Annotated in this window: 13 protein-coding genes and 1 tRNA gene; 8 read left to right on the forward strand and 6 right to left on the reverse strand. The window is 67.4% G+C overall.

Annotated features, from left to right (window positions below; translation table 11 throughout):
- Positions 1-53: 53 nt before the first annotated feature.
- Complete coding sequence (gene crp / locus ABQE89_RS01550) at positions 54-728, forward strand: cAMP-activated global transcriptional regulator CRP (RefSeq protein WP_448413408.1); 675 nt, start codon at positions 54-56, stop codon at positions 726-728.
- A gap of 48 nt (positions 729-776) precedes the next feature.
- Here the strand turns inward: crp and ABQE89_RS01555 are convergent, their stop codons facing one another.
- The 3 genes from ABQE89_RS01555 to ABQE89_RS01565 are packed head-to-tail and all read right to left on the reverse strand — an operon-like array spanning position 777 to position 2,163.
- Positions 777-1,553 carry an MBL fold metallo-hydrolase gene (locus tag ABQE89_RS01555; RefSeq protein WP_448413410.1) on the reverse strand — a complete coding sequence of 259 codons (777 nt, stop codon included), beginning with the start codon at positions 1,551-1,553 and terminating at the stop codon, positions 777-779.
- The gene (locus tag ABQE89_RS01560) at positions 1,550-2,005 is read right to left on the reverse strand and encodes a RidA family protein (protein WP_448413412.1); all 456 of its coding nucleotides are present in this window, start codon (positions 2,003-2,005) and stop codon (positions 1,550-1,552) included. Before ABQE89_RS01560 ends, ABQE89_RS01555 begins: the two co-directional genes overlap by 4 nt.
- Positions 2,002-2,163: a Sp36 family protein gene (locus ABQE89_RS01565; protein ID WP_109747120.1), complete on the reverse strand. Its 162-nt coding sequence runs from the start codon at positions 2,161-2,163 to the stop codon at positions 2,002-2,004. Before ABQE89_RS01565 ends, ABQE89_RS01560 begins: the two co-directional genes overlap by 4 nt.
- 87 nt (positions 2,164-2,250) lie before the next feature.
- Here ABQE89_RS01565 and ABQE89_RS01570 point away from each other — a divergent pair, with 87 nt between their 5' ends.
- Both ABQE89_RS01570 and ABQE89_RS01575 read left to right on the forward strand, forming a co-directional pair.
- Positions 2,251-3,270, forward strand: coding sequence for an ATPase BagA (locus ABQE89_RS01570; protein WP_448413414.1), 1,020 nt, complete (start codon positions 2,251-2,253; stop codon positions 3,268-3,270).
- Positions 3,267-4,397: an ATPase BagB gene (locus ABQE89_RS01575; protein ID WP_448413416.1), complete on the forward strand. Its 1,131-nt coding sequence runs from the start codon at positions 3,267-3,269 to the stop codon at positions 4,395-4,397. The genes ABQE89_RS01570 and ABQE89_RS01575 overlap by 4 nt, the downstream gene beginning before the upstream one ends.
- Positions 4,398-4,402: 5 nt before the next feature.
- On the opposite strand, the gene ABQE89_RS01580 is transcribed toward ABQE89_RS01575, so the two are convergent.
- On the reverse strand, positions 4,403-4,756 hold the full coding sequence (locus ABQE89_RS01580; protein ID WP_448413575.1) for a WhiB family transcriptional regulator: 354 nt from the start codon (positions 4,754-4,756) through the stop codon (positions 4,403-4,405).
- Between the two features lie 306 nt (positions 4,757-5,062).
- Between ABQE89_RS01580 and ponA2 the strand changes: the two genes are divergently transcribed.
- The 4 genes from ponA2 to ABQE89_RS01600 all read left to right on the forward strand — a co-directional run bounded on the left by ponA2 (position 5,063) and on the right by ABQE89_RS01600 (position 10,015).
- Entirely contained in the window at positions 5,063-7,573 is a 2,511-nt protein-coding gene (gene ponA2, locus ABQE89_RS01585; RefSeq protein ID WP_448413418.1) for a transglycosylase/D,D-transpeptidase PonA2, read from the forward strand.
- A gap of 74 nt (positions 7,574-7,647) precedes the next feature.
- Complete coding sequence (locus tag ABQE89_RS01590; RefSeq protein WP_448413420.1) at positions 7,648-8,607, forward strand: metallophosphoesterase; 960 nt, start codon at positions 7,648-7,650, stop codon at positions 8,605-8,607.
- Entirely contained in the window at positions 8,604-9,710 is a 1,107-nt protein-coding gene (locus ABQE89_RS01595; RefSeq protein ID WP_448413422.1) for an L-cysteine desulfhydrase Cds1, read from the forward strand. Before ABQE89_RS01590 ends, ABQE89_RS01595 begins: the two co-directional genes overlap by 4 nt.
- A gap of 231 nt (positions 9,711-9,941) precedes the next feature.
- A tRNA-Pro gene (locus ABQE89_RS01600) sits at positions 9,942-10,015 on the forward strand.
- A gap of 51 nt (positions 10,016-10,066) precedes the next feature.
- On the opposite strand, the gene ABQE89_RS01605 is transcribed toward ABQE89_RS01600, so the two are convergent.
- Positions 10,067-11,299, reverse strand: coding sequence for a tyrosine-type recombinase/integrase (locus ABQE89_RS01605; protein WP_448413424.1), 1,233 nt, complete (start codon positions 11,297-11,299; stop codon positions 10,067-10,069).
- Complete coding sequence (locus tag ABQE89_RS01610) at positions 11,277-11,888, reverse strand: helix-turn-helix domain-containing protein (RefSeq protein WP_448413426.1); 612 nt, start codon at positions 11,886-11,888, stop codon at positions 11,277-11,279. The genes ABQE89_RS01605 and ABQE89_RS01610 overlap by 23 nt, the downstream gene beginning before the upstream one ends.
- Positions 11,889-11,984: 96 nt before the next feature.
- On the opposite strand from ABQE89_RS01610, the gene ABQE89_RS01615 reads away from it, so the two are divergent.
- Positions 11,985-12,194, forward strand: a complete 210-nt coding sequence (locus ABQE89_RS01615) for a helix-turn-helix transcriptional regulator (RefSeq protein WP_448413428.1) — start codon at positions 11,985-11,987, stop codon at positions 12,192-12,194.
- The last annotated feature ends 44 nt before the right edge of the window (positions 12,195-12,238 follow it).

The raw sequence follows: 12,238 nt of genomic DNA on the forward strand, positions 1-12,238 counted from the left end.
GTAAGAGGTCAGCTTGCGCATGTCATATCACCCAAGAGCTTAAGAGGGGCAACGTGGACGAGATCCTGGCGAGGGCCGGAATCTTCCAGGGGGTCGAACCCAGCGCCGTCACCGCGCTGACCAAGCAATTGCAGCCTGTCGATTTTCCGCGCGGGCACACCATTTTCGCCGAAGGTGAACCCGGCGACCGGCTGTACATCATCGTGGCCGGCAAGGTGAAGATCGGCAGGCGCTCTCCGGACGGCCGGGAGAACCTGCTGACCATCATGGGGCCCTCGGACATGTTCGGTGAGTTGTCGATCTTCGACCCGGGCCCCCGCACGTCGAGCGCGACGACGATCACCGACGTGCGTGCGGTGTCGATGGACCGCGACGCGCTGCGGGCCTGGATATCCGACCGGCCCGAGATCGCCGAGCAACTGCTGCGGGTACTGGCCCGCCGGTTGCGTCGGACCAACAACAACCTGGCCGACCTGATCTTCACCGACGTGCCCGGCCGGGTGGCCAAGCAGCTGCTGCAGCTCGCTCAGCGGTTCGGCACGCAGGAGGGCGGCGCGCTGCGCGTGACGCACGACCTGACGCAGGAGGAGATCGCTCAGCTGGTCGGCGCGTCGCGCGAGACCGTCAACAAGGCGCTCGCCGATTTCGCCCATCGCGGCTGGATCCGGCTGGAGGGCAAGAGCGTTCTGATCTCCGACTCCGAGCGCCTGGCCCGCCGCGCCCGGTGATTTCGGCGTGCTGGGTCGCGCCGGGCGCAACCAGCCACGCCGAAATCGCTAGCTGCTTAGGTAGTCCAGCTGGGCCTGCACGCTCCATTCGGCTGCGTCCCATAGCTTTTCGTCGACGTCGGTGTAGACGTGCTCGACGATCTGGCGCGCGGTCGCGTCCTCGCCGAGCGATTGCACGGCGTCGCGGACCTGATCGAGTCGCTGCTGGCGGTGCGCCAGGTACATATCGCTGACGGCCGCCAGGTCCGCGAGGTGCGGGCCGTGGCCCGGGAGCACCATTCGGCCGCCGAGAGCACGCAGCCGCTGTAGTGAATCGAGATAGTCGCGCAGGCTGCCGTCTTCCTTGTCGATGACGGTGGTGCCGCGGCCCAGCACGGTGTCGGCGGTCAGCACCGCGTCGTCGAGCAGGAAGGACACCGAATCGGCGGTGTGGCCCGGCGTCGCCATCACCGTGATGCGCAGCCCGGCGGCGTCGATCACCTCACCGTCGGTCAGCGGGCCGCCGAGACCGCGCAGAAAGCCGCTGCCCACCGAGCGCACCACCGCGCCGGTGCGCTCGACGACCTTGTCGATGGCGTCGGTGTGGTCTTCGTGTTTGTGGCTGATCAGCACCAGCGGGATCTTGCCGAGTTCGGCGATCTTCGCGATGTGTTCGTCGTCGTCGGGTCCCGGGTCGACGATCACCATCTCGTCGCTGCCGGGTCCGCTCAGCACCCAGGTGTTGGTCCCCTCCAGCGTCAGCGGGCCGGGGTTGTCGCAGAGCAGCACCGACGCGGTGTCGGTCACCGGGCGCAACTGCCCATACGCCGGGTGCTCGAGCGTCACGCGATCTCCACCACCAGCTCCACCTCCACCGGTGCGTCCAGCGGCAACTCGGACACCCCGACCGCCGAGCGGGCGTGCGCACCGGCCTCGCCGAACACCTCGCCGAGCAGCTCCGAGGCACCGTTGACGATGCCGGGTTGCCCGTTGAACCCGGGCGCGGAGGCGACGAAGCCGACCACCTTGACCACCCGGGTCACCGTGTCGATGCCGACCAGCGCGTGCACGGCGGCCAGCGCGTTGAGCGCACACAACCGGGCCAGCGCCTTGCCGTCCTCGGGCGTGACGTCGGCGCCGATCTTGCCGGTCCGCGCCAGGCTGCCCGCCGCCATCGGCAGCTGACCCGCCGTGAACACCAGGTTCCCGGTGCGTACCGCGGGCACATAGGCGGCCAGCGGCGGCACCAGCTCCGGCAGCTCGATGCCCAGTTCGGCGAGTCTGGCCGAAGTGCTCACTTCGGCCGTTTCAGATAGGCGACGTGCTGCTCCCCCGTCGGCCCCGGCAGCACGGACACCAGTTCCCAGCCGTCCTCGCCCCACTGGTCGAGGATCTGTTTGGTCGCGTGCGTCAACAACGGAACGGTGGAGTACTCCCAGCGGGTCGGTTCGGTCATGGGGCCGAGCTTATCCGGCGGGCCCCCGGGCAGCGGTGCGCGCTTGCGGACGCAAGGCGCGCAACCGGGCTTGGTTAGCATGCTCTGGTGGCTACCACCCCTAGCGGCCGAATCACGCTCGGCTGGCCGTCGCGCCTGACGAAGGCACGCCTGCACTTCGTCACCGGCAAAGGCGGCACCGGAAAGTCCACCGTCGCCGCTTCGTTGGCGCTGGCCCTGGCTGCTGGTGGCCGCAAAGTGCTGTTGGTGGAAGTCGAAGGGCGCCAAGGCATCGCCCAACTCTTCGACGTGCCGCCGCTGCCCTATGAAGAGGTCAAGATCGCGACCGCCGACGGTGGTGGACAGGTCAACGCGCTGGCCATCGACACCGAGGCGGCCTTCCTCGAATACCTCGACATGTTCTACAACCTGGGCCTCGCGGGCCGTGCGATGCGCCGGATCGGCGCCGTCGAGTTCGCCACCACCATCGCGCCGGGCCTGCGCGACGTGCTGCTCACCGGCAAGATCCGCGAAATCGTCACCCGCGCGGAGAAGGGCAAGCAACCGGTCTACGACGCGATCGTCGTCGACTCACCGCCGACCGGGCGGATCGCCCGGTTCCTCGACGTGACCAAGGCGGTCTCGGAGTTGGCCAAGGGCGGCCCGGTGCACTCCCAGGCCGAAAGCGTGGTCAAGGTGTTGCACTCGGACCTGACCACCATCCATCTGGTCACCCTGCTCGAGGCGCTGCCGGTCCAGGAGACGTTGGAGGCTATCGACGAGTTGCGCGAACTGGACCTGCCGATCGGCAGCGTCATCGTCAACCGCAACATCCCCGCATACCTGTCGCCGGAGGATCTGGCCAAGGCCGCCGAGGGCGACATCGACGCCGACGCGGTACGGGCCGGTCTTGCCGAGGTCGGAATCACGTTGTCCGACAGTGATTTCGCCGGTCTGCTCACCGAGACCATCCAACACGCCACCCGGATTCGTGCCCGCACCGAGAGCGCCGAGCAGTTGGACGAGCTGGACGTGGCACGGCTGGAGTTGCCCCAGATCGCCGACGGGGTGGATCTGGGCAGCCTGTACGAACTTGCCGAAGAACTGGAACGCCAGGGGGTCCGATGAGCACCACACCACCGGCCCTCGACATGGGCGCCGTACTGGCCGACACCTCCAACCGAGTGGTGGTGTGCTGCGGCGCAGGCGGTGTCGGCAAGACCACCACCGCGGCCGCGATGGCGTTGCGCGCGGCCGAATACGGGCGCACCGTCGTGGTCCTGACGATCGACCCGGCCAAGCGACTGGCTCAGGCCCTCGGCATCAGCGACCTCGGCAACACACCGCAACGGGTGCCGCTGGCCCCGGAGGTTCGCGGTGAGCTGCACGCGATGATGCTCGACATGCGCCGCACCTTCGACGAGATGGTGATCCAGTACTCCGGTCCCGGTCGGGCGGACGCGATTCTGGACAACCAGTTCTATCAGACCGTCGCCACCTCGCTCGCGGGCACACAGGAATACATGGCGATGGAGAAGCTGGGACAGCTTCTGGCGCAAGACAAATGGGACCTCGTCGTGGTCGACACTCCTCCGTCACGCAACGCGCTGGACTTCCTCGACGCGCCCAAACGGCTCGGCAGCTTCATGGACAGCCGGCTGTGGCGGCTGCTGCTGGCGCCCAGCCGCGGCTTCGGGCGCTTGGTGACCGGGGCGGTCGGTCTGGCGATGAAGGCGCTGTCGACCGTGCTCGGTTCCCAGATGCTCGGTGACGCAGCCAGTTTCGTGCAATCACTCGATGCGACCTTCGGTGGGTTCCGGGAGAAGGCGGACCGCACCTACGAATTGCTCAAGCGCCGCGGCACCCAGTTCGTGGTGGTGTCGGCCGCCGAACCCGACGCGCTGCGGGAGGCGTCGTTCTTCGTCGATCGACTGTCCGAGGAGCGCATGCCGCTGGCGGGCCTGATCCTCAACCGCACCCACCCCACGCTGTGTGACCTGCATGCCGACAAGGCCGCCGAGGCGGCCGACGAGATCGAGGCGACCGCGCCGGGTTCGTTGACCGCGGCGGTGCTGCGGATTCACGCCGACCGGGCGATGACGGCCAAGCGCGAGGTCAGGTTGTTGTCACGGTTCACCGGCGCCAATCCGCACGTGTCGATCGTGGGGGTGCCGTCGCTGCCCTTCGACGTCTCCGACCTGGAGGCGCTGCGCGCCATCGCAGATCAGATCACCGGCGAGACCTCCTCGGTATAACCGGATCAGACCGCGTTGCGGTGTTTGCGCTGGGCGGCGAAGAAGTCGGCCCAGGAAACCACCTCGGGGTGCTGCTTGAGCAGCGCACGGCGCTGACGTTCGGTCATGCCGCCCCACACGCCGAACTCGACGCGGTTGTCGAGTGCGTCGGCACCGCATTCCAGAATCACCGGGCAATGCCGGCAGATCACCGCGGCCTTGCGCTGCGCGGCGCCGCGTACGAACAGTTCGTCGGGATCGGCCTGACGGCAGCGGGCCTGGGACACCCAGGCGATGCGGGCTTCCGCCTCCGCACCATGAACAACACCGTGAGCAGAAGAGGTCAATGTCCTGCGCGAAGCGGGTCTCGTACCTGACACCAGCGATCCCTTCGTTCCCAGCCGCACCAACCGCGGCGTACTCCTCCGGCGTAAACCGCGCATGCGATATACGCCACAGTGCGGGGGGTCAGTGTGATCTGTATCGCACCGTGTGGATAACTTAGGTGGTCACGACGTGTTTGCGCAATACGTGCGAACGGCCTTTTTTGGGACGACCGTGCCGTCAGACCCAGAAATTGACGGCGGTGCAGGTCCGGCGCAGGTCGAAGCCTCGCCCCCGGGCCTGGCAACCGAGCGTCTGGAACTGCCAGTTTGCGCCGGGAGTTCGCTCGTTACTCTGTACGCATGACGGAGCGCCCGCCTGACCGACCTCCGCCTGCACCTCCGCCGACGGTCACGGTCATCAAGCTTGCCTGGTGCTGCCTGCTGGCCGCCGTGCTCGTCGCGGCGCTGCTGTTTCCGGTGGTGGGCGGCTTCGGCCTGATCTCCAACCGGGCTTCCGACGTGGTCGCCAACGGTTCGGCGCAGTTGGTGGAGGGCGAGGTGCCGCAGGTGTCGACGATGGTCGACGCCAAGGGCAACGTCATCGCCTGGCTGTACTCGCAGCGCCGGTTCGAGGTGCCCAGCGACAAGATCGCCAACACGATGAAGCTGGCGATCGTCTCGATCGAGGACAAGCGCTTCGCCGAGCACAACGGGGTGGACTGGCAGGGCACGCTGACCGGCCTGTCGGGTTACCTGTCGGGCAACCTCGACACCCGCGGCGGGTCGACCCTCGAGCAGCAGTACGTGAAGAACTACCAATTGCTGGTGGTCGCGCAGACCGACGCCGAACGGCGCGCCGCGATCGAAACCACGCCGGCGCGCAAACTGCGCGAAATCCGGATGGCGCTCACCCTCGACAAGACGTTCACCAAACCCGAGATCCTCACCCGATATCTGAACCTGGTGTCGTTCGGCAACGGCGCGTTCGGCGTGCAGGATGCCGCCCAGACGTACTTCGGCGTCGATGCCTCGGAGTTGAACTGGGAGCAGGCCGCGCTGCTGGCCGGCATGGTCCAGTCCACCAGCACGCTGAACCCCTACACCAACCCCGAGGGCGCCCTGGCACGACGCAACCTCGTGCTGGACACCATGATCGAGAACATCCCCGACGAAGCCGAGGCGCTGCGCGCGGCCAAGGAGAAGCCGCTGGGCATCCTGCCGCAACCCAAGGAACTGCCGCGCGGATGCATCGCCGCCGGAGACCGCGCGTTCTTCTGCGACTACGCGCTGGAGTACCTGGCCCGGGCGGGTATCAGCAAGGAGCAGGTAGCCAGGGGCGGCTACCTGATCCGCACCACGCTCGACCCCGATGTGCAGATTCCGGTGAAGAACGCGATCAACCAGTTCGCCGACGCCGATCTCGACGGGGTGGCCAGCGTGATGAGCGTGATCAAACCGGGCAAGGAGTCCCATCCGGTGCTCGCGATGGCCAGCAACCGGACCTACGGGTTGAACACCGAGGCCGGCGAGACCATGCAGCCGCAGCCGTTCTCCCTGGTCGGCGACGGCGCCGGCTCGGTGTTCAAGATCTTCACCGTGGCCGCCGCGATGGACATGGGCATGGGCATCAACGCCCAACTGGACGCCCCGGCCCGCTTCCAGGCCAAGGGGCTGGGCAGCGGCGGCGCGCGTGGCTGCCCGCCGGCCACCTGGTGTGTGCAGAACTCGGGCAACTACCGCGGCAGCATGAACGTCACCGACGCGCTGGCCACCTCGCCCAACACCGCCTTCGCCAAGCTGATCTCGCAGGTCGGCGTGCAGCGCACCGTCGACATGGCGGTCCGGCTGGGACTGCGGTCCTACGCCCTGCCCGGCACCGCGCGCGACTACGACCCGGAGAGCAACGAAAGCCTCGCGGACTTCGTCAAACGCCAGAATCTCGGCTCGTTCACGCTGGGCCCGATCGAGGTCAACGCACTGGAGCTGTCCAACGTCGCGGCCACGCTGGCCTCGGGTGGCGTGTGGTGCCCGCCCAACCCGATCGCCGAGGTCATCGACCGCGACGGCGAGCCCGTCTCGGTGACCACCGAGACCTGCGAGCAGGCCGTGCCCGAGGGATTGGCCAACACGCTGGCCAACGCGATGAGCAAGGACGACACCGGCGCGGGCACCGCGGCCGGGGCCGCGGGTGCGGCGGGCTGGGGCGACCTGCCGATGTCCGGTAAGACCGGGACGACCGAGGCCAGCCGGTCGGCGAGCTTCGTGGGCTTCACCAACCAGTACGCGGCCGCCAACTACATCTACGACGACTCCACCGCGCCGGGCTCACTGTGCTCGTATCCGCTGCGCCAGTGCGGCAGTGAGGGCAACCTGTTCGGCGGCAACGAGCCGGCCCGGACCTGGTTCACCGCGATGAAGCCGATCGCCACCAACTTCGGCGACGTCACGCTGCCACCCACCGATCCGCGCTACGTCGACGGTGCGCCGGGCTCCAAGGTGCCCAGCGTGTCGGGCCTGAAGGTGGACACGGCACGGCAGCGACTGCGTGACGCCGGGTTCGAGGTGGCCAACGAGACCACCCCGGTGAACAGTTCGGCGCCCTCCGGCGCGGTCGTCGGCACCTCCCCTACGGGCCAGACCGTCCCGGGGTCGATCATCACGATCCAGGTCTCCAACGGCATTCCACCGGCCCCACCACCGCCGCCGGCCGGCTCGCCCATCCCGGGACTGCCCGTGCCCGTCGGCGAGACCGTCGTGCAGATTCCCGGCCTACCGCCGATCACCGTGCCGGTGCTGGGCCCACCGCCGCCACCCGCGCCGCCCCCCGGCGCGCCGCCACCTCCCGCACCGCCGCCGCCCCCGCCGCCGTGATGCCGGTGTGCGGTTGCCCACGGTGACCGCGGTGAGATCGCGGGATCGAGTTGACTGGCAGTAGGCTTTGCTCTATGTCTGCGCGTTCGTCGGTCCTCAAGCACTCCGCGGCCATCGCCGCCGGCTCGCTCGCGGCCGGGGTCGGTTATGCGTCGCTGATCGAACGCAACGCGTTCGTGGTGCGCGAACTGACGATGCCGGTGCTCTCGCCGGGCTCCTCCCCGTTGAAGGTGCTGCACATCAGCGACATCCACATGCGGCCCACGCAGCGCCGTAAGCAGAACTGGCTGCGCGAACTGGCCCGCTGGGAACCCGACCTGGTGGTCAACACCGGCGACAACCTGTCGCATCCGAAGGCCGTGCCCGCGGTGGTGCAGGCGCTCGGCGACCTGCTGGCGCTGCCCGGTGTCTTCGTGTTCGGCAGCAACGACTACTTCGCTCCGCGGCCCAAGAACCCGCTGAACTACCTGACCAAGCCCGGACACCGGATCCACGGTGAACCGCTGCCCTGGCAGGACCTGCGGGCGGCCTTCACCGAACGTGGCTGGCTGGACATGACCCACACCCGCCGCGAACTCGAGGTCGGCGGGCTGCGCCTGGCCGTGGCCGGTGTGGACGACCCACACCTGTCGCGGAACCGCTACGACACCATCTCCGGACCGCCCACCGCCGCAGCCGATCTGAGCCTGGGTCTGACGCACTCGCCGGAGCCGCGCGTCCTCGACCGGTTCGCCGCCGACGGCTATCAGCTGGTGATGGCCGGCCATACCCACGGGGGCCAGCTGTGCCTGCCCTTCTACGGCGCGCTGGTCACCAACTGCGAAATCGACCGCTCCCGGGTCAAGGGCCCGTCGCGGTGGGGCGCGCGGATGCAGTTGCACGTCTCGGCCGGCATCGGCACCTCGCCGTATGCGCCGGTGCGATTCTGCTGCCGCCCCGAGGCCACGTTGCTGACGCTGGTGGCGGCGCCGATCGGCGGCCACGACGCCGGCATCCGGGAGGGCCAGTCCCACCCGAGCGTCTCCGTGCGGTGACCGAGAAGGCCTCCACCGTCACGCGTAGCCAGCCACGCTCGTGGGTGGACAACGCGGTCCGGCTGATCGAGGCCGACGCCCGCCGCAGCGCTGACACTCACCTGCTGCGCTACCCGCTGCCCGGCGGCTGGTCGCACGGGGTCGACGTGCAGCTGTACCTCAAGGACGAGACCACCCACATCACCGGCAGCCTCAAGCACCGGCTGGCGCGGTCGCTGTTCCTCTACGGGCTGTGCAACGGCCGGATCGAGGAAAACACCACCGTCATCGAGGCGTCGTCCGGGTCGACGGCGGTGTCCGAGGCGTACTTCGCGGCGATGCTGGGGTTGCCGTTCATCGCGGTGATGCCGTCGTCGACAAGTCCATCGAAGATCGCACTGATCGAATCCCAAGGCGGCCGTTGTCATTTCGTGGACGAATCCGCCGAGGTGTACGCGGAGGCCGAGCGGCTGGCCGCCGAGACGGGCGGTCATTATCTCGACCAGTTCACCAACGCCGAGTGCGCCACCGACTGGCGCGGTAACAACAACATCGCCGAGTCGATCTTCGAGCAGATGCGCGACGAGACCCACCCCGTGCCCGAGTGGATCGTGGTCGGTGCGGGCACCGGCGGCACCAGCGCCACCATCGGCCGGTTCATCCGCTACCGCCGGCACGCGACCCGGTTGTGTGTCGTGGACCCGGAGAACTCGGCGTTCTTTCCGGCCTACGCGCAGCGCCGCAGCGACATCGTCACCGACGTGTCGTCGCGCATCGAGGGCATCGGGCGTCCGCGGGTGGAGCCGTCGTTTCTGCCCGACGTCGTCGACCGGATGGTGATGGTGCCCGACAGCGCGTCGGTGGCGGCCGCCTGGCATGCCAGCGAGGTGCTGGGACGCCGGGTCGGACCGTCCACCGGAACGAATCTGTGGGGCGCGTTCGGCCTACTGGCCGAGATGATCGCGCAGCGTCGCAGCGGGTCGGTGGTGACCCTGATCGCCGACAGCGGCGACCGCTACACCGACACCTACTTCTGCGACGAGTGGCTGACCAGCCAGGAACTCGACCCCTCGGAATTCACCGGCACCCTGGCCGAGTTCGAGCGGTCGGGGCGCTGGCCCTGATCGTCGTGCTCACCGGTCAGCGGCCCGTCAGAGGTCAGGAACAGCCAGAGCACAGCCAAGGCGAAGAAGCCGAGGTAGATGGACGCTCCGAGCCCAGTCATTTTGATGCCTCACTGTTGCGGTTACTGCCGTCAGTGTGCATAACGCCACCGACACCTCAGACCATCCCGCGCCGTGTCACGGCGTTTGGCTTCGCCACCCGCCGGTGCGATACGCTGTCGTGGCTTCATGCGGGGTGTGGCGCAGCTTGGTAGCGCGCTTCGTTCGGGACGAAGAGGTCGTGGGTTCGAATCCCGCCACCCCGACTGCGAAAACAAGGCCCTGACTAGCAGATACGCGGTCAGGGCCTTGTCACGTCAGGAGTCCGAAACGGCATCCGTCCGCAGTGCGTCCGCAGCAGATTCGCGCAGCTTCCGCACGGCAGCGTCGAGGGCGTCCGCAACCGCTTCGAGATCGTCAGGAAACAGATCGGCGTACGTGTCCAGCGTGAGCGCCGCGGACTTGTGCCCGAGCATCGTCTGCACCGCCTTCACATTGGCCCCGGCGCTGATTCCGAGCGAGGCCGCGGTGTGCCGTAGGTCGTTGAGTGTTGGTCGCGGCCATTCCGTTGTGGGATTCCCGTCGTCGTCGAGTGCGCGCAGCTTGTTCACGGCAACGTCGAACACTCGGGTTCGGAATGTGTTGATTCTGAGCACCCCGCCGCCCGGTGCGGTGAACACCAGATCGTCTCGCCGCTTCCCCTCCATCCGCTGAGCAAGATCGTCGGCCAGGAACCGCGGGAACGGCACCGATCGGCGCTCGTGGGTTTTCGGCGTCCCCCACACCAACTTGCCCTCTACCTCGCTCACCGACCGGCGCACGTTCAACCGCCGCCGCAGCATGTCGAAGTCTGCGACGGTTAGGGCCGCCATTTCCCCGTATCGCAAACCGGTGTAGGCAAGGAACCGGACCACGAGCCCGTCGCGCGCCATTGCCGAGACGAGCTCGTCGACCTGCTGGTGGGTCAGGTAGGCCCGTTGGTTGTGCTGGCGTGGTGGTGCTTTCACACCGTCGCACGGGTTTCGCGGTATGCGCCGGTCCTCCACCGCGAGGCCCAGGACCATGCGGAGCACACCGAGCGCAGTCTCGATCGTTGGAGCGGCGGCACCGTCGGACGCCAGGTCGGCCACCCATGCCCTCACGGCGGATGTCTGAACTTCGCCGACCGGAACCGATTCCCAGGCATCGCGTACGTGGGTCGACCAGGCCGACCGGCGGGCCGCGACCGTCGTCGCCTTCAAGTGGCCGAAGGTGCCGAGCCATTGCTTGTGCATCGCGCCGACCGTCGCCGCGCCCGCGCCGGGCGCTACATAAGTGCCGGTGACGATGGTTGACGTGACGTTGTCCAGCCACTTCTGAGCGTCGACCTTGCGGGCGAAACCCTTGCAGACCTCGCGGCCGTCGCTGTCGACATACCTTGCGCGCCAACGCTTGCCCTTGCCGTGGGTGGCGCTGGGTACCGTCTGTGCGTTGCCTTCGGCATCTCGAACGGTTTTTGTCCAGCGGTCCTCGACGCCGGCCCGGCGGTTACGCCTCTGAGGCATCGTCATCAGCTCCAACATCTGCGGGGCGTTCCCGCTCCCACGTGACCGCCGAAAAGCGTTTCAGGACTTCGCCATACGTAGAGGCATTAAGTTCCTCTGGAAGCTCAGCCAAATCGGGGTGTACCCGTAGTTCCTCAAGTATCTGGTTGTTGAGATTCTTCCCCCAGTTCTCCCGAAGCCACGTCTCGGCTGAATTGCGGACATGACCCGTCGCCTCGCTGTCGCCACTCTCCAACGCGACCAGCTCGGCGAGGTCGACCAATACCGGAACTAGACGACGCGCAAAATCGCCCAGCTCGGCCGACATCTGGTTAAGAACTGCGAACCGTTCGAGGTAACGAGCATTGGCCGCCGCGCGTCCCGCCCCGTCCGACAACTGCGCAATGCCGATCCACAACGCGCGACATATCCGCACCGCTTCTGAATACTTGAGCGGCCGAGTGCCCTTCTCGATCTTCTGAATCGTCTGCTGATGTACGTGCTCGCCGCCCTCGCTCATCTCCGCAGCTAGCTCGGACTGAGACATACCTTTCGCTCTCCGGTACTTCTGCACGTTTGAGCCCACGAGCTTGTCGAACTCGACCTCATCCTCCATACCGCCAACGCTACAACGCTGCGTTGTGTCTCGACAACACGTTCATGTTGTACTCTTTTTTGTTGTAACCAATCAACAACGGGAGGTTGTTGCGCCATGTGCGAGTACCTAGACACCAGGGCTGTTTCCGAACAGACAGGCATTCCAGCCGCGACCCTGCGCTATTGGAGACACGCCGACACCGGCCCGGCCAGCTTCACGCTTGGCCGCCGCGTCGTGTACCGCCGGGATGAAGTCGAACGCTGGATCACTGCCCAGGAGCAGGCCACCGGACGAGGCGGTGCCGCTCACCAGCAGGCCAGTTAGAGAACGCGGAAGCGCCGGGACCAGCATCCCGGCGCTTCGCATAT

The sequence above is a fragment of the Mycolicibacterium sp. XJ1819 genome (assembly GCF_053483675.1).

Excerpts from the sequence above, each read along its gene's own strand:
- ABQE89_RS01610 (WP_448413426.1), bottom strand. The coding sequence starts at position 11,888 with ATGGAGGATGAGGTCGAGTTCGACAAGCTCGTGGGCTCAAACGTGCAG.
- ponA2 (WP_448413418.1), top strand. The coding sequence starts at position 5,063 with ATGACGGAGCGCCCGCCTGACCGACCTCCGCCTGCACCTCCGCCGACG.
- ABQE89_RS01615 (WP_448413428.1), top strand. The coding sequence starts at position 11,985 with ATGTGCGAGTACCTAGACACCAGGGCTGTTTCCGAACAGACAGGCATT.
- ABQE89_RS01605 (WP_448413424.1), bottom strand. The coding sequence starts at position 11,299 with ATGACGATGCCTCAGAGGCGTAACCGCCGGGCCGGCGTCGAGGACCGC.
- ABQE89_RS01590 (WP_448413420.1), top strand. The coding sequence starts at position 7,648 with ATGTCTGCGCGTTCGTCGGTCCTCAAGCACTCCGCGGCCATCGCCGCC.
- ABQE89_RS01575 (WP_448413416.1), top strand. The coding sequence starts at position 3,267 with ATGAGCACCACACCACCGGCCCTCGACATGGGCGCCGTACTGGCCGAC.
- ABQE89_RS01565 (WP_109747120.1), bottom strand. The coding sequence starts at position 2,163 with ATGACCGAACCGACCCGCTGGGAGTACTCCACCGTTCCGTTGTTGACG.